The 16,122-nt window shown below is 62.8% G+C and carries 14 protein-coding genes; 2 read left to right on the top strand and 12 right to left on the bottom strand.

Going from position 1 to position 16,122, the window contains the following annotated elements; all coding sequences use genetic code 11:
* Window positions 1-60 precede the first annotated feature (60 nt).
* On the top strand, window positions 61-231 hold the full coding sequence (locus B9Z01_RS35510) for a hypothetical protein (RefSeq protein ID WP_167387465.1): 171 nt from the start codon (window positions 61-63) through the stop codon (window positions 229-231).
* A gap of 147 nt (window positions 232-378) precedes the next feature.
* On the opposite strand, the gene B9Z01_RS11720 is transcribed toward B9Z01_RS35510, so the two are convergent.
* The 4 genes from B9Z01_RS11720 to hemE all read right to left on the bottom strand — a co-directional run bounded on the left by B9Z01_RS11720 (window position 379) and on the right by hemE (window position 6,059).
* Window positions 379-633: a hypothetical protein gene (locus tag B9Z01_RS11720; RefSeq protein ID WP_244195991.1), complete on the bottom strand. Its 255-nt coding sequence runs from the start codon at window positions 631-633 to the stop codon at window positions 379-381.
* On the bottom strand, window positions 630-2,072 hold the full coding sequence (locus B9Z01_RS11715; protein WP_085483046.1) for a YeiH family protein: 1,443 nt from the start codon (window positions 2,070-2,072) through the stop codon (window positions 630-632). Before B9Z01_RS11715 ends, B9Z01_RS11720 begins: the two co-directional genes overlap by 4 nt.
* Before the next feature lie 169 nt (window positions 2,073-2,241).
* A complete protein-coding gene (locus B9Z01_RS11710) occupies window positions 2,242-4,485 on the bottom strand; it encodes a primosomal protein N' (protein ID WP_085483044.1) in 2,244 nt (747 codons plus the stop codon).
* 473 nt (window positions 4,486-4,958) lie between these two features.
* Entirely contained in the window at window positions 4,959-6,059 is a 1,101-nt protein-coding gene (gene hemE, locus B9Z01_RS11700; RefSeq protein ID WP_085483041.1) for a uroporphyrinogen decarboxylase, read from the bottom strand.
* A gap of 276 nt (window positions 6,060-6,335) precedes the next feature.
* Here hemE and B9Z01_RS11695 point away from each other — a divergent pair, with 276 nt between their 5' ends.
* Complete coding sequence (locus B9Z01_RS11695; RefSeq protein WP_085483040.1) at window positions 6,336-7,124, top strand: transporter substrate-binding domain-containing protein; 789 nt, start codon at window positions 6,336-6,338, stop codon at window positions 7,122-7,124.
* 829 nt (window positions 7,125-7,953) lie between these two features.
* Here B9Z01_RS11695 and B9Z01_RS11685 read toward each other — a convergent pair.
* The 8 genes from B9Z01_RS11685 to atpE form a co-directional block, all read right to left on the bottom strand.
* Entirely contained in the window at window positions 7,954-9,684 is a 1,731-nt protein-coding gene (locus B9Z01_RS11685) for an AMP-binding protein (protein ID WP_085483036.1), read from the bottom strand.
* A 231-nt stretch (window positions 9,685-9,915) separates the two neighbouring features.
* Window positions 9,916-10,341 (bottom strand): F0F1 ATP synthase subunit epsilon, encoded by a 426-nt coding sequence (locus B9Z01_RS11680; RefSeq protein WP_011490288.1) that lies wholly within the window; start codon window positions 10,339-10,341, stop codon window positions 9,916-9,918.
* 159 nt (window positions 10,342-10,500) lie between these two features.
* Entirely contained in the window at window positions 10,501-11,895 is a 1,395-nt protein-coding gene (gene atpD, locus B9Z01_RS11675; protein ID WP_085483034.1) for a F0F1 ATP synthase subunit beta, read from the bottom strand.
* Between the two features lie 105 nt (window positions 11,896-12,000).
* Window positions 12,001-12,885: a F0F1 ATP synthase subunit gamma gene (gene atpG, locus B9Z01_RS11670; RefSeq protein ID WP_085483032.1), complete on the bottom strand. Its 885-nt coding sequence runs from the start codon at window positions 12,883-12,885 to the stop codon at window positions 12,001-12,003.
* A gap of 140 nt (window positions 12,886-13,025) precedes the next feature.
* Window positions 13,026-14,567, bottom strand: a complete 1,542-nt coding sequence (atpA, locus tag B9Z01_RS11665) for a F0F1 ATP synthase subunit alpha (protein ID WP_085483030.1) — start codon at window positions 14,565-14,567, stop codon at window positions 13,026-13,028.
* A 56-nt stretch (window positions 14,568-14,623) separates the two neighbouring features.
* Window positions 14,624-15,163, bottom strand: a complete 540-nt coding sequence (locus tag B9Z01_RS11660; protein WP_085483028.1) for a F0F1 ATP synthase subunit delta — start codon at window positions 15,161-15,163, stop codon at window positions 14,624-14,626.
* A gap of 2 nt (window positions 15,164-15,165) precedes the next feature.
* On the bottom strand, window positions 15,166-15,636 hold the full coding sequence (locus tag B9Z01_RS11655) for a F0F1 ATP synthase subunit B (RefSeq protein WP_085483026.1): 471 nt from the start codon (window positions 15,634-15,636) through the stop codon (window positions 15,166-15,168).
* 138 nt (window positions 15,637-15,774) lie between these two features.
* The gene (gene atpE, locus B9Z01_RS11650; protein WP_007180033.1) at window positions 15,775-16,044 is read right to left on the bottom strand and encodes a F0F1 ATP synthase subunit C; all 270 of its coding nucleotides are present in this window, start codon (window positions 16,042-16,044) and stop codon (window positions 15,775-15,777) included.
* Window positions 16,045-16,122: the final 78 nt, after the last annotated feature.

The raw sequence follows: 16,122 nt of genomic DNA, 5'->3' as shown, positions 1-16,122 counted from the left end.
TCAAACCTCTGGTTCGAGGGCACGCAAAAAAAGATAAACGGGGTTTTCGAGGGTAGTGCGATGGAAAAGTGGCTGGTGGTACTGGGCATCTGGGCGATGTGTGCGGCCTGTGCGGTGCTCTTCATTCGAGGCGCGACCGGCGGCTCGAGCAGACGCGAAGAGGTCGAGGAACGCACGCGCGCGGCGTCGCGCGCATCGGCGGGCAATACGCGGACCGCGCTGAACGATTGAGATGATGGACGAGGCTCTCGTAGAGCCGCTTGCGCGCAGGCTGGTGCGTGGGTGCGTAGGTGCGTGGATTTGCGCCTCTACGGTCGCGCGACGTGGGCGCTAGTGGCAGGCGCCTCGATCAGCGCGGCACCAGCGCGATGAGGGCGGCTACGCCTTCGGCTCAAAGCATGCGCAGACGTCACGCGGCGACACGAGCTGATCGTGCCGGCGGCACAGCCGGCTATCCCCGACGCTCGCGCCAAACCCTGAACTGAAGGCGACGAGCCCCGGAATGCGCCGCTCGAGCGCATCCCGATTCTCGTCGCGATGGCGGCAACCTGCGCAGCACGGCGTGCTCGCGCCGTCACGTGTGTGTGCCGTGCCGGCAAACCAGCCGGCGAAGCGGCTCGCGAGAACGCTCACGAGCCCTGCCCCAGGCTGTTCCAGTACGAGGCGAACACGTGCGCCGACAGCGCATAGCCGATCGCGATGTTGACCACGACCCCCGCCGTGAACGCGAGGAACGGTTTTAAGCCGGTCGCGGTGAGCGAGCGGAAACGCGTCGTCAGCCCGATGCTGAGGAAGCAGAACGTGAACGCCCACGTGCGCAGCACGGTGATCGGCGCGACGAATTCGGGCGTGACGACCTTGCGGTAATCGGCAAGCGAGTAGTGACTCGCGATCCACGTGACGAGCGCCGACGCGATCACGAAACCAATCACGAACTTCGGAAAGCGCGCCCAGATTTCGCCAGCCTGGGCGCGAGCCGTCACGCCGCTCTCCTGCGCGTCCCAACGCGTCGTCGCGACGATCGCGAGCACGAACGCCCAGATGCCGATCCAGATATCGCGGCCGACGACTTTCATCAGCGTGAATGCCTGCAACGACGCGTCCGGCGCGCCGGCGATCGCGCCGCCCGCGTGCCGCGCGAAGTCGCCGTAGGCCTGCGCGGCAGCGATGCCAGCGGCATCGGCGAATTCGGACGTGCCGATCCATGCGCCGGCGATGGCCGTCGGCAATCCGAGCGAGCGCGACGCGAACGGCAGCACGAAGATCATCACGATCGCCCACAGCACGACCAGCGTGATCGCAACCGACGCCTGCTCGCGCTTCGCCCGCACCGCGCCGGCAATCGCGATCGCGGCCGACACGCCGCACACGGCGCCACCCACGCCGAGCACGGCGGCGAAGCGTCGATCGAGGCCGAACGCCCGGGCGGCAAGGAAAATCACGAAAAACGTCACGAGCGACACGATGCTCGCCTGCGCGACCGCGACCGGGCCCGCCCACACGAGCAGCGTGAACGGCAGCGTCGCGCCGAGCAGCACGATGCCGACCTTGATATAAAACTCGACACGCAGGCCCGCGTTCAGCCATTCGGGCGGAGTAAACACATTCGACACCAGCAGACCGAGCACGAGCGCGACGAGCGGCGGCTCGAGGTTGTACTTCGACGCGTCAACCCACGCGCCGAGCGTCAAAATCAGCGCCGAGGCGACGAACACGACGAGGAACGCCGCCAGAAACGCACCAACGCGCTGCTTCAGCAGAGCGATGCTCGCGCCGAATAGCAGCGCAAAGCCTGCGAATAGCGCGACGTAGTTCGGCAGATGGCGAACGAAGTCCTGTGCGGCCTGGCCGACGCCCGACCATTTGGCCGGCGCAACAGCAAGCCACTTGATGCTGCCACCGGACGCGAACAGCGCCCACGCAATCACGATTACGAGCAGGCCGACGCCTGCGGCGAGCCAGTCTTCAGTCAAGGAAAATCCGCTGCCTTTCGTCGTGGTTTGCGCGCTTTGTGTACCTTGCTGGTTGGCCGGCGCGGCGCCCGCGGGCGCGGTGTGATGGGTGTCGCTCATTGCAGATGCCCCGGGAAAATGGAGTGGCATCGGCGCGAAATTATCGTTGTTTTGCCCGAAGATGCGCCGATTTCGCGACTATAGGCGAGCGGCGTCCCAAAGCGAAACGATCATTCGCTCTATGGATATGACGCAAAGAAGTATGGCGGGCGTGATCTGGCCGCTGGCGTCAGATGTCGAGCGGATCGACTTCGAGATTCCAGCGCAGCACGCCCTTGAGCCCGCGCAGCAGCGGCTGCCACGCGCGCAGCGTAGCCTGCAGCGCGGCGCGCGATGCGCTCTCGATCAGCAGTTGCGCGCGGTGCACGTGCATCACCTTGACGATGGTCAGCGGCACCGCGTCGTAGACAGTCACGCGCTCAGCGGCAGGAATGTGGACCAGTTCGGCGGCGGCCTGCTGCAGGAACGCGAGCGCGGCCTCCAGCGTGCGGCCCTCGGCGCGCAGCATCGCCTGATAGACGAACGGCGGCAGGTGGGCGTCGCGCCGCTCGGCGAGCGTCGCATTGGCAAAGCCCACGTAATCGTGGCGGCCCAGCGCGTGATAGAGCGCGTGACGCGGATAACGCGTCTGCACGAGCACTTCGCCCGGCAGACCCGCGCGGCCCGCGCGGCCGCTCACCTGCATCAGTTGCGCGAACAGGCGCTCGCTCGCGCGAAAGTCGTGCGAAAAAAGCGCGGTGTCGGCGTTCAGCACCCCGACCAGCGAGACGCGCTGGAAATCGTGCCCCTTCGCGATCATCTGCGTGCCGACCAGAATATCGACCTCGCCGGCGTGAACGTCGGAGAAAAGCGCTTGCGCACTGCCTTTGCGGCGCGTGCTGTCGGCATCGATGCGCAGCACGCGGGCGCCTGGCACCGCGCTCGCGAGTGTTTCCTCGACCCGCTGTGTGCCGCGCCCCATCGGCGCGATATCGACGTTGCCGCACTCCGGGCACGAGCGCGGAATGCGCGACTCCCAGCCGCAGTGATGGCAGCGCAGCGCGCGCTCGGGCTTGTGCAGCACGACGTAGGCGCTGCAGCGCGGACAACCGGCAACCCAGCCGCACGCGTCGCACGCGAGTTGCGGCGCGTAGCCGCGGCGGTTCAGGAACACGAGGCTTTGCTCGCCGCGCTCGAGCCGCATCTTCAGCGCCGCGATCAGCGGCCCCGACAGGCCTTCGACCGAGGCTCGCCCGCGCCGGCGCTCGTCTTCGAGATCGATGAGCCGCACGGTCGGCAGTACGGCGTCGGCGACTGCCCGGCGCGACAGCGTGAGCCGCTTGTAGCGGCCCTGATCGGCCTGCCACCAGCTTTCGAGCGACGGCGTCGCCGATCCCAGCACGACCGGCACGCCAAGCTGCTTCGCACGATAGATCGCCAGATCGCGCGCCGAGTAGCGCAAACCTTCCTGCTGCTTGTAGGCCGGATCGTGCTCCTCGTCGACGACGATGATCGCGAGCTGCGGCAGCGACGCGAGCACCGCGAGCCGCGTGCCGAGCACGATGCGCGCGCGGCCCGTGTGCGCGGCGAACCAGTTGCGGGCGCGCTCGCCTTCCGCGAGGCCGCTGTGCAGCGTGACGATAGCCGTGTCGTCGAGCGCGGCGAAGCGCGCGCGGAAGGCCGCCTCGAACTGCGGCGTCAGGTTGATTTCCGGCACGAGCACGAGCGCCTGCGCGTCGGGCTTCGCGGCCAGAATTTCGGCGAGCGCGCGCAGATACACCTCCGTCTTGCCGCTGCCGGTCACGCCGTGCAGCAGGAAAGGCGCGAAGCCATCCGCGTCGCGAATGGCTTCGACGGCGTTGGCCTGTTCGTCTGTGAGCGTGGGAAGTGTGGGCGCGGGTGCATCCGCACCCGGCAATGTGGTGGCGGCCGGCATCGCGGCGGCCTCGATCACGTCGAGCGCCACCCAGCCGGCCGCCTGCCACGTATCCAGCGCGGCCAAAGCCTTCGGATGCAGCGCGCGAGCATCGGCGGCAAGCAGGAAGTCGCTTTCAGCGAGCGCCTGCGCGAGCTTTCGCAGCGCCGTCGCGCGCACAGGCAGCGCATCGGGCAGCGCCGCGCGGCCCTCGGGCGTCAAGCGATAGCGCTCTTGCGGCGCGAACAGCCGCGACCAGCGCGACGCGTCGCGCAGCGCCTGCGGCAGCGCGGGCAACGCCACTTCGCCGAGACCACGCTGATAGTAATCGGCCGCGAACGCAGCAAGCCCCAACCATTGCGTCGAGACCGGCGGACAGGCCGTGCAGACGCCGCTCACCGCGCGCAAGCGCTCGGCCGGCACCTCGCTCTGGGTAGCGACCTCGCAGACGAGCCCCACCACGTGCCGCTTGCCGAACGGCACGCTGACGAGCGTGCCCGGCACGGCCGCCTCGGGCGTGTCACAGCGATAGTCGAATAGGGTCGGCAGTGGATGGTCGAGCGCGACGCGGACGAACATTTCACTCACGCGGCGCTGAGGAATTCACAGGCCTGCGCGACATCAGGCCGAATCGCGAAGCAGACTGAGTACAAGGAGACGCCGCCGAAGTTAAAGTAAAACTTCAATTTCGCCGCTAAGTTTTGGATTCGGCTGAACAATTGCACTCGATTCGCTGCCCTGTGGATAACTTTGTTAAGAACTTTGCTCCGAAGGGCCGGAAACGGCGTCGCGACGGCCTTCTGTGGGGCTGCGCACATTTCGCCTGGATTCCCGCAAACCCTTGCCAGACAAGGCTTAGATCAAATGTGCCGACAAAGTGCAAGAGGCAGGGCACGATCAAAGCCTCTACCGCGCCGCAACGTGACGGATGTGCATAAGTCAGGTCTTGACAATCACAAGACCGCCATCTGACGGCCTCTACACGGCACGTTTGTCCTTAGGCCGAGAGCCCACTTCGCCGCACCGCAACAAAAATGGTAACGATTACGGCCTCACGCTGGTGCATGCGCGCCGCTTCGAATCGCGCGGCTGTGACGATGCACTTCGTCGACCAGTTCGGCGACATGCTCGGGTGGCGTGAACTGCGAGATGCCGTGACCGAGGTTGAAAACGTGCCCCGGATGATTCCCAAAACTGTCGAGCACCGCGCGCGCCTCCATGCGAATCGCGGCGGGTGGCGCAAACAGCACGGACGGGTCGATATTGCCCTGAAGCGCAACCTTGCCGCCCACGCGCTCACGCGCCTTACCCAGATTCACGGTCCAGTCGAGCCCGACCGCGTCGACACCGCTCGCCGCGATGTCGTCGAGCCACAGGCCGCCGCCCTTCGTGAACGCGATCACCGGGACCTTCTCGCCGTCGTGTTCGCGCTTCAACTGGCTTACCACCTGCTCGATGTAGTGCAGCGAAAAACGTTGATAAATGCCATCCGCAAGCGCCCCGCCCCACGTGTCGAAAATCATCACGGCTTGCGCGCCTGCTTCGATCTGCGCGTTCAGGTAAGCCGCGACCGAGCGCGCGTTGACGTCGAGAATCCGGTGCAGCAGGTCAGGACGTGCATAGAGCATCGATTTGACGGTGCGGAAATCCGCCGAGCCGCCGCCTTCGACCATGTAGCACGCGAGCGTCCACGGGCTGCCCGAAAAGCCGATCAGCGGCACGCGCTGGCGGCCTTGCGCGTCGTTGAGCGCCACGCGGATTTCGCGCACGGCGTCGGTCACGTAGCGCAGCTCCGCGTCGATGTCCGGGACCGCGAGGCGCGCCACGTCGTCTTCGGTACGCACCGGGCGGGCAAATTTCGGCCCCTCGCCGTTGACGAACTCGAGACCGAGGCCCATCGCATCGGGCACGGTCAGGATGTCGGAGAACAGGATCGCGGCGTCGAGCGGATAGCGTTCGAGCGGCTGCAGCGTGACTTCCGTCGCGAAGGCCGGGTTCTTCGCCAGTCCGAGGAAACTGCCCGCGCGGCTGCGCGTGGCGTTGTATTCCGGCAGATAGCGGCCAGCCTGCCGCATCAGCCAGATCGGCGTGTAGTCGGTAGGCTGGCGCAGCAGCGCGCGCAGGAAAGTATCGTTCAGAAGTTGATGGGCCACGTTGCGTACGACAGAAGGACTAAGGGCAAAGACCCATTTTACCGGACCAGGCTCGCCGCATTGCGCGTGATCGGGCCAATAACTATTGCGCTCGTGGCGTGTGAAGCCGATTTATTGGCAGCCGAAGCTCGGCTCAGGCGCAACCGGCGTGCGATTCGCGGCCGCCCGTCTCTCATGGCTCGGCCGGCCCTGGCTGAACGGCCGATGTTCAAGCTCGCATCGGCGGGCTACTATCCGTCAGCCTTACCAGCTAATTACACACTACAAGGAGACTCGATGAACAAGGCAGCACTCGCAATGCTCGGCGCGCTTGCCGGCGTTTTGATGCACGTAGGCGCAGCCAGCGCGCAAACCGCCGCCGCGCCGTCCCGCCTCGACGAAGTCATCAGCCGCGGCACACTGCGCGCGTGCACGACCGGCGACTACAAGCCTTACTCGTTCTACAAAGGGGATGGCCAGTTCGAGGGCATCGACATCGACATGGCGGAGTCGCTCGCCAAATCGCTCGGGGTGAAGCTCGAGCTCGTCAAGACATCGTGGTCGAACCTGATGAACGACTTTGTCGCGAAGTGCGATATCGGTATAGGCGGGGTGTCGCCTACGCTCGAGCGGCAGAAGCGTGCGTTCTTCACGCAGGCGTACATGATCGACGGCAAGACGCCGATCGTCCGCTGCGACGACGTGAACAAGTATCAGACGGTCGCGCAGATCGACCAGCCCGCCACGCGCGTGATCGTCAATCCGGGCGGCACGAACGAGAAGTTCGCGAAGCAGTACTTCCCACACGCGAATGTGACCGTTTATCCGGACAACGTGACGATCTTCAAGCAGATCCTCGCCGGGAAAGCGGACGTGATGGTGACGGATGCGTCGGAAACCCTGTTGCAGCAGAAGCTGAATCCGGGTCTGTGCTCGGTGCATCCGGACAAGCCGTTCCAGTACGGCGAAAAGGCATGGCTGCTGCCGCGCGGCGACGTGGCGTTCCAGCAGTATGTCGACCAGTGGCTGCACCTCGCGCGGGCGACCGGCGAATATCAGGCCATTTCGGATAAGTGGCTGAAGTAAGAGCGCTGTTTCTGACGCTGTTTTCCTGGCCGTCTGCCCCTATTTGTGATGGAGATGCAGGCGGCCACTCGAAACGGAAAGGTGTCGTTTGGAAGGGGAACGATCATGTAACCAACCACGACGCCGCCGGCCAGAATCAGCAGACAGGGGGAATCTGAAAGTATTCAATCCGCCCCCTTTTTATACGCCAGGCAATGGGAATAAAAGTATCGCGACGCAACACACGCCTTTAGTTTCGCCAGAGGAATTTTCGGGTGATCGCGAAGTTCTTGTAACACGGGGAACTCGCCGTGCAAAGGATGCGTATGCAACGATTTCATGCGGAATCGACTGAACGATTTACGTCGAGATATGCGTCACGAATGGCATCAATCATGCGTATGAAATTGCGTTACAGTCATCGGTAAAAATTGCCTTTCAGACGTTTTATTTTGGCAATAAATCCTGCAACGCCTTATCTGGCGGGCGTTACAACCTGAAACACTTTGTTACGGCGTTCATAGGCTAATTCGCCCACAATGCCCTCAACGGTTTCAACACGGATGTGGCTGGGTGCGTGGTGTGAGCGGATACGATGCACTTGCCGGTCGGCGTTTGCCGAAGCCCTGTGAAGGGGCATCCTTGTTGGGGCCGTAGTCGGCGCAGGGTCGCCGTGATATCCGGTCCCTTCTTTGGTCTCCTCGCGCTAACCCCGTAGCGTGTGGTTTTTAGCGGGCTCCAGGCCCGCTTTTTTTTCGTCCATTCAAACGTTTGCGCAAAGCGCAAATGCTCCCCGCAGCGTCCAGTCCCGTTCTTGTCCGATCCCGGTGCTGCGAGCGCGTCGGCAGCGTCATGCCGTCTTGTCCTCCTTCAGCTTCAATTCGCTGATCATCCGTTCGCGCATGATGAATTTCTGCACCTTGCCGGTCACGGTCATCGGTAGTTCGTCGACGAAACGGATGTATTTCGGCACCTTGTAGTGCGCAATCTGCCCCTGGCAGAATTGCTGGATCTCTTCGGCGGTCGCCTGTTCGCCCGAGCGCAGCACGACCCACGCACAAACCTCCTCGCCGTACTTCGCATCGGGCACGCCGAACACCTGCACGCTCTGGATCTTCGGATGGCGGAACAGAAACTCTTCGATCTCGCGCGGATAGATGTTTTCTCCACCGCGGATCAGCATGTCCTTCAGGCGGCCGACGATGTTGCAGTAGCCCTCGCTATCGAGCGTCGCAAGATCGCCGGTGTGCATCCAGCCGTCAACGATGCTCTCGCGCGTCTTCGCGTCGTCGTCCCAATAGCCGAGCATCACCGAGTAGCCGCGCGTGCATAGCTCGCCCGTTTCGCCGACCGGCACGATGTTGCCGAGCGGATCGACGATCTTCACTTCGAGATGCGGCTGGATACGGCCCACCGTCGTGGTGCGCTTGTCGAGCGGATCGGTCGTCGAACTCTGGAACGACACCGGGCTCGTTTCCGTCATCCCGTATGCGATGGTGATCTCGCCCAGATGCATCTTCGAGACGACCTTCTTCATCGTTTCGATCGGGCACGGCGAACCCGCCATGATGCCTGTGCGCAGACGCGAGAAGTCGTAGGACGCGAAATCCGGGTGATCGAGTTCGGCGATGAACATCGTCGGCACGCCGTGCAGCGCGGTGCACTTTTCTTCAGCGGTCGCAGCGAGCGTCGCGGCCGGGTCGAAACCCTCGCCGGGAAATACCATGTTCGCGCCGACCGACACGCATGCGAGAACCGCCAGCACCATCCCGAAGCAGTGATAGAGCGGCACGGGAATGCACAGGCCGTCCTGCTCGGTGAGACGCATCGCCATCGCGATATAGCGCGCGTTGTTCACCACGTTGCTGTGCGTCAGCGTCGCGCCCTTCGGATTGCCCGTCGTGCCGCTCGTGAACTGGATGTTGATCGGCTCGTGACACGACAGCGTGGCGCCGATCGCATCGAACCGCGCGGCATCGAGCGAGGCCCGCCCACGCTCGATCACGTCGGAAAAGCTCAGCATGCCCGGCGTTTCCGTATCGCACATGCGGATCACGTAGCGCAGCTCGGGCAGCCGCGCGGCGTGAAGCTCGCCCGGTGTCTGCGTCGCCAGTTCGGGCGCGAGCTCCTGCAGCATCTCGAGATACATCGACGTCTTGAAACGCTCGGCCGCGATGATTGCCTTGCAGCCGACCTTGTTCAACGCGTATTCGAGTTCCGCGAGCCGATAGGCCGGATTGATGTTGACGAGGATCGCGCCAATGCGCGCGGTCGCGAACTGGGTCAGCAGCCACTCGACGCGGTTCGGCGACCAGATGCCGACGCGATCGCCCTTCTCTATGCCGAGGGCGAGTAGTCCGGACGCAAGCACGTCCACTTCTTCCGCGAACTCCTTCCACGTCCAGCGGATGCGCTGCTCGCGAAACACCACGGCCGGACGATCGGGAAAGCGCGCTGCGGTCTCGCGCATAAATTCGCCGACAGTCGCTTCGCTCAACGGAATTTCGCTCGACCCGCGCACGTACGACAGTCCGTCTTTGGGCGCGATGAGCGCACTTTCGCTCGACATATGCGTTGCCATGGTGATGTCTCCGTGAGCGAAAGCTCGCTCGATTGAAATACATTTGAAATCGATTGTGCCACCGGCCTATGTCCGGCCGGCATCAAGTCTTACCCGCAGCGCATCGCACGGATTGCGACGAATGGCCGTCCTTTTCCTAATCCCGTGGAGCGTACTGACCTTTCCGTAAACGTCAACTAGATGTCAAAAAAAAGCAGCCACGAGGGCTGCTCTTTTCTACTACGTATTGCCTTAGTGCTGACCGCGCAGCTTACGCAGGCGCTGGATCGCAGCAAGCTGAGCCGTCGCGTACGCGAGTTCCGCTTGCGCGGTCGCGTATTCGAGGTTCGAGCCCGTGTTCTGCAGCGCTTCTTCCGCGCGCTTGCGCGCATCTTCGGCCTTGGCTTCGTCGAGATCCTTGCCGCGAATCGCGGTGTCGGCGAGAACCGTCACCGCGCCCGGCTGGACTTCGAGGATGCCGCCGGCGACGAACACAAACTCTTCTTCGCCGTTTTCAGCTTCGATGCGCACCGCACCCGGACGGATCCGCGTGATGAGCGGCGTGTGGCCCGGCAGAATGCCGAGTTCACCGGCTTCGCCCGGCAGCGCGACGAACTTCGCCTGGCCCGAGAAGATCTGCTCTTCCGCGCTGACGACGTCTACTTTGATGGTTGCCATAAGTGTCGACTCCTGTCGACGAGAGTGAGCGCTTTAGCGCTTACCCTCGTCCCATGCAAGGCGGGTTGAGCGTAATAAGAAGCGCCGGGTTTGCGACCGGATGCTGCAAAAGCATCCGGTCAGCGCGGACTGCGGCGCCCGCTTCGTTACACCCGACCTTTACTGGATCTTCTTGGCCTTTTCGAAGGCTTCGTCGATCGTGCCGACCATGTAAAACGCCTGCTCCGGCAGGTGATCGCATTCGCCTTCAACGATCATCTTGAAGCCACGGATCGTTTCCTTCAGCGGCACGTACTTGCCCGGCGAGCCCGTGAACACTTCAGCGACGTGGAACGGCTGCGACAGGAAACGCTGGATCTTACGAGCGCGCGCCACGGCGAGCTTGTCTTCCGGCGCCAGTTCATCCATGCCCAGAATCGCGATAATGTCGCGCAGTTCCTTGTAGCGCTGCAGCGTTTGCTGCACGCCGCGCGTGATCGAGTAGTGCTCTTCGCCGATCACGTTCGGGTCGATCTGACGCGAGGTCGAATCGAGCGGGTCGACTGCCGGGTAGATACCGAGCGAAGCGATGTCACGCGACAACACGACGGTTGCGTCAAGGTGGCCGAAGGTCGTAGCCGGCGACGGGTCGGTCAAGTCGTCCGCAGGGACGTACACGGCCTGCACCGACGTGATCGAGCCGGTCTTGGTCGACGTAATACGCTCTTGCAGCTTACCCATTTCTTCAGCCAGCGTCGGCTGATAGCCCACTGCCGACGGCATACGGCCGAGCAGTGCCGACACTTCGGTACCGGCCAGCGTGAAACGGTAGATGTTGTCGACGAAGAACAGCACGTCGAGGCCTTCGTCACGGAAGTGCTCGGCCATCGTCAGGCCGGTCAGCGCGACGCGCAGACGGTTGCCCGGCGGCTCGTTCATCTGGCCGTACACCAGCGCCACCTTGTCGAGAACGTTCGAGTCCTTCATTTCATGATAGAAGTCGTTCCCTTCGCGGGTACGCTCGCCAACGCCGGCGAACACGGAGTAACCACCGTGTTCCTTCGCGATGTTGTTGATGAGCTCCATCATGTTCACGGTCTTGCCCACACCCGCGCCACCGAACAGACCCACCTTGCCGCCCTTCGCGAACGGGCAGATCAGGTCGATAACCTTGATGCCGGTTTCGAGCAGTTCGGTCGACGGCGACAGTTCGTCGAACGCCGGAGCTTTCTGGTGGATCGCGCGCGTGGTTTCGCTCGAGATCGGACCGGCTTCGTCGATCGGACGGCCCAGCACGTCCATGATCCGGCCGAGCGTCGGCTTGCCGACCGGCACGCTGATCGGCTTACCGGTGTTCTTCACGATCGTGCCACGGCGCAGACCGTCCGATGCACCCAGACAGATGGTGCGGACCACGCCGTCGCCCAGCTGCTGCTGGACTTCGAGCGTCAGTTCCGAACCTTCGAGAATGAGCGCGTCGTAAATCTTCGGCATGGATTCACGCGGAAATTCCACGTCGATCACCGCGCCGATGCACTGTACGATCTTGCCTTCTACCAAAGCAGTAGTACTCATCGCTTTTCCTTTAGATACTCAATTCTTCACTCGCGCAAAGGCGCAGTTTCGGTGGGTGCGCCGCGGCGGGCGCACATCACATGTGCGGCTTGCCGACCATCAAGGTCAGACAGCCGCCGCACCACCGACGATTTCCGACAGTTCTTTCGTGATCGCGGCCTGACGGCTCTTGTTGTATACGAGCTGCAGGTCGTTGATGACCGTCTTCGCATTGTCCGAAGCGGCCTTCATGGCGACCATCCGGGCCGACTGCTCCGATGCCATGTTTTCCGCGACGGCCTGATAGACCAGCGCTTCGACATAACGCACCAGCAGTTCGTCCACCACTGCCTGCGCATCCGGCTCGTAGATGTAGTCCCACTGGGTGCTCGGCGTGGTGCCGTCTTCTTCCGTGCGCTCGAACTGTTCCGCCGACAGCGGCAACAGCTGCTCGATCACCGGCTCCTGCTTCATCGTGTTGACGAAGCGCGTGTACGCGAGGTACACCGCCGAAATCTTGCCTTCCGAGAACAGGTCGAGTTGCACCTTCACCGCGCCGATCAGCTTTTCCAGATGCGGCGTGTCGCCCAGATGCACGACGTTCGACACGACCTTCGCGTGCAGACGGTTCAGGAAACCCAGGCCCTTGGTGCCGATCGCGGTTGCCTCGACCGTCTTGCCCTGGCCTTCCAGTTCCTTGAACTTCTGCAGCGATGCGCGCAGCACGTTGGTGTTCATCCCGCCGCACAGACCTTTGTCGGTCGTGACGAGGATGATGCCGGTCGCCTTCGCGCCTTCGTTCGACACCATGAACGGGTGACGATACTCGGGGTTCGCACGGCTCATGTGCGCAGCGATGTCGCGGACCTTGTCGGCATACGGGCGAGCAGCGCGCATGCGCTCCTGAGCGCGGCGCATCTTCGATGCGGCCACCATCTCCATCGCTTTCGTGATCTTGCGCGTGTTTTGCACGCTCTTGATCTTGCCGCGAATTTCCTTCATTCCAGCCATTGCTTGCTCCTTTGTCGACCCGGGTTAGCGCTTCAGCGCTTACCCGAGCCCCATGCAAAGCGGTCGAAGCAGCGCGGGGGCATTCGCATGCGGCCCGCGCCGCTTCAAGATCCGTTTATGCCTTGCAGATCACTCGCGGATCAATAAGCGCCGGACTTCTTGAAGTCTTTGACGGCCGTGTGCAGCAGGCCTTCGTCGTCCTTCGAGAGTTCCTTGGTGTCTTCGATGCGCTTGACCAGGTCAGCATGGCTCGACTTCAGGTAGTCGCGCAGGCCCTTCTCGAACGGCAGGACTTGAGCAACTTCGAGGTCGTCGAGGTAGCCGTTGTTCGCCGCGAACAGCGACACAGCCAGTTCCCACACCTGCAGCGGCTGATACTGCGGCTGCTTGAGCAGTTCCGTCACGCGGCGGCCGCGCTCGAGCTGCTTGCGGGTCGCTTCGTCGAGGTCCGATGCGAACTGCGCGAACGCAGCGAGTTCACGGTACTGCGCGAGGTCGGTACGGATACCGCCCGACAGCTTCTTCACGACCTTCGTCTGAGCCGCGCCACCCACACGCGACACCGACACGCCAGCGTTAATTGCCGGGCGGATACCTGCGTTGAAGAGGTCGGTTTCAAGGAAGATCTGGCCGTCGGTAATCGAGATCACGTTCGTCGGAACGAATGCGGTCACGTCGCCTGCCTGCGTTTCAATGACCGGCAGCGCCGTCAGCGAACCGCTCTTGCCCTTCACTTCGCCGTTCGTGAACTTCTCGACGTACTCTTCCGAGACACGAGCAGCACGCTCGAGCAGACGCGAGTGCAGATAGAACACGTCACCCGGGTAAGCTTCACGGCCCGGCGGGCGGCGCAGCAGCAGCGAGATCTGACGGTATGCCCAAGCCTGCTTGGTCAAGTCGTCGTACACGATCAGCGCGTCCTGGCCACGATCGCGGAAGTATTCGCCCATCGTGCAGCCGGCGTACGGCGCGAGGTACTGCATCGCAGCCGATTCCGAAGCCGAGGCGGCCACGACGATCGTGTATTCCAGCGCGCCGGTTTCTTCCAGCTTGCGCACCACGTTCATGATCGACGAAGCCTTCTGGCCGATCGCGACGTAGATACAGAAGAGGTTCTTGCCCTTCTGGTTGATGATTGCGTCGACTGCGACGGCGGTCTTGCCGCACTGGCGGTCGCCGATGATCAGCTCACGCTGACCGCGGCCAACCGGCACCATCGCGTCGATCGACTTCAGACCGGTTTGCACCGGTTCCGAAACCGACTTACGCCAGATCACGCCCGGGGCAATCTTTTCGATTGCGTCGGTCTTCTTCGCGTTGATCGGGCCCTTGCCGTCGATCGGGTTGCCGAGTGCGTCGACCACGCGGCCGAGCAGTTCCGGACCCACCGGCACTTCGAGAATGCGGCCCGTCGTCTTGACGATGTCGCCTTCCGAAATGTGTTCGTACTCACCCAGAATCACGGCGCCGACCGAGTCGCGCTCGAGGTTCAGTGCGAGACCGAAGGTGTTGCCCGGGAATTCGAGCATTTCGCCCTGCATCACTTCCGACAGGCCGTGGATGCGCACGATACCGTCGGTCACGGAGATCACGGTGCCCTGGTTGCGAACGTCTGCGCTCGCTTCAAGGCCCTGGATCCGGCTCTTGATCAGCTCGCTGATCTCAGAGGGATTGAGTTGCATTATTCGCTCCTGATAGTCAATTCTGTTGCGTGCCAGCCGCTAAAGCGCGAGGCGCTTCAGGCCGTCAGGGCCGTCTGCATGCTGGCAAGCCGCGCGCGGACCGATGTATCGAGCACTTCGTCGCCGACCGTCACGCGCACGCCGCCGATCAACGACGGGTCGACCTCGACCGTCGGCTTCAGCTTGCGTTGGAACTTGCGTTCGAGACTCGCGACGAGTTCGTTCAACTGCGCACCTTCGAGCGGGAATGCGCTGACGATCAGCACATCTGCCGCCCCTTCGCGGGCGTTCTTCAACTCTTCGAACTGCGAGGCGATTTCCGGCAGCAATTGCAGGCGATGGTTGTCCACCAGCATCTGCACCAGATTCTTCGCTTGCGCGTTGTCCTTGAGCGGCGACTTGACCGCGGCCAGCAGCAGATCGCCAACCTGGGCGCGGCTCACTTTCGGGCTCGAGGCGATCGACAGCACTTCGGGCAGACGCGCAACCTGTGCCAGCTCCTGCACGAGCGTGGACCAGGCGGCGATGTCACCAGCTTCGGCCACGCCAAAGAGCGCTTCCGCGTACGGACGGGCGATGGTTGCAAGTTCGGCCATGATCAGAGCTCGGCTTTCAGTTGATTCAGCAGGTCAGCATGAGCTGCCTGGTCGACTTCGCGCTTCAGGATCTGTTCAGCGCCCTTCACGGCGAGTGCAGCGACTTCGCCGCGCAGCGTTTCGCGCGCCTTCACGACTTGCTGCTCCGCGTCGGCCTTCGCTTGCGCGATGATGCGAGCGGCTTCAGCCTGTGCCTGAGCCTTGATTTCGTCAGCGACTGTGACCGCGCGCTTTTCAGCGTCGGCAATGCGTTGCTGGCCGTCGTTGCGAGCCTGGGCGAGTTCCTGGTCGACGCGCTTGTGAGCGGCGTCGAGTTCCTGCTTGCCCTTTTCCGCGGCGGACAGACCGTCAGCGATCTTCTTCGAGCGCTCGTCGAGGGCATTGATCAGCGGCGGCCACACGAACTTCATCGTGAACCACGCGAGGATCAGGAACACGACCATTTGCGCAAACAGGGTTGCGTTGAGATTCACGGTGTTTCCTTAAATGTTGCTTGTTCGGAAAGTGAAACGGCAAGGCGCTCATCGATTCTGTCTTCGATCAGCGCCCCAGTACCCGTTCCGCCCTGCGTCTTTACCAGTTATAGCTCAGACGCAAACCTCCGAGGAACCTCAGCCTGCCAGCTTCGACAGCAGCGGGTTCGCGAACGCAAACAGCATTGCCACACCAACGCCAATCAGGAACGCCGCGTCGATCAGACCAGCAAGCAGGAACATCTTGGTTTGCAGCGGGTTCATCAGTTCCGGCTGACGAGCACATGCTTCGATGTACTTGCCGCCCATCAGACCGATACCGATACAGGCGCCGATTGCACCCAGGCCGATGATGATGCCGATACCGATGGCGGTCAGACCCTGGATGTTGGCGATGAAAGCTTGCATGATCACTCCTTTGTGAAAAGTCTTTTAGAACTGGTTGGAACTGGGATTTAAAAAACTACGATTCTTTGCCGACCACGC

Source organism: Paraburkholderia susongensis (assembly GCF_900177725.1).
Classification (GTDB): domain Bacteria; phylum Pseudomonadota; class Gammaproteobacteria; order Burkholderiales; family Burkholderiaceae; genus Paraburkholderia; species Paraburkholderia susongensis.
The sequence above is the reverse complement of the archived record's forward strand: the minus strand, read 5'-3'. Positions and strand labels throughout refer to the sequence as shown.

Coding starts and splice junctions, on each gene's coding strand:
- B9Z01_RS35510 (WP_167387465.1), top strand. CDS start 61: ATGGAAAAGTGGCTGGTGGTACTGGGCATCTGGGCGATGTGTGCGGCC.
- B9Z01_RS11715 (WP_085483046.1), bottom strand. CDS start 2,072: ATGAGCGACACCCATCACACCGCGCCCGCGGGCGCCGCGCCGGCCAAC.
- B9Z01_RS11710 (WP_085483044.1), bottom strand. CDS start 4,485: ATGTTCGTCCGCGTCGCGCTCGACCATCCACTGCCGACCCTATTCGAC.
- B9Z01_RS11695 (WP_085483040.1), top strand. CDS start 6,336: ATGAACAAGGCAGCACTCGCAATGCTCGGCGCGCTTGCCGGCGTTTTG.
- B9Z01_RS11685 (WP_085483036.1), bottom strand. CDS start 9,684: ATGGCAACGCATATGTCGAGCGAAAGTGCGCTCATCGCGCCCAAAGAC.
- B9Z01_RS11680 (WP_011490288.1), bottom strand. CDS start 10,341: ATGGCAACCATCAAAGTAGACGTCGTCAGCGCGGAAGAGCAGATCTTC.
- atpD (WP_085483034.1), bottom strand. CDS start 11,895: ATGAGTACTACTGCTTTGGTAGAAGGCAAGATCGTACAGTGCATCGGC.
- atpG (WP_085483032.1), bottom strand. CDS start 12,885: ATGGCTGGAATGAAGGAAATTCGCGGCAAGATCAAGAGCGTGCAAAAC.
- atpA (WP_085483030.1), bottom strand. CDS start 14,567: ATGCAACTCAATCCCTCTGAGATCAGCGAGCTGATCAAGAGCCGGATC.
- B9Z01_RS11660 (WP_085483028.1), bottom strand. CDS start 15,163: ATGGCCGAACTTGCAACCATCGCCCGTCCGTACGCGGAAGCGCTCTTT.
- atpE (WP_007180033.1), bottom strand. CDS start 16,044: ATGCAAGCTTTCATCGCCAACATCCAGGGTCTGACCGCCATCGGTATC.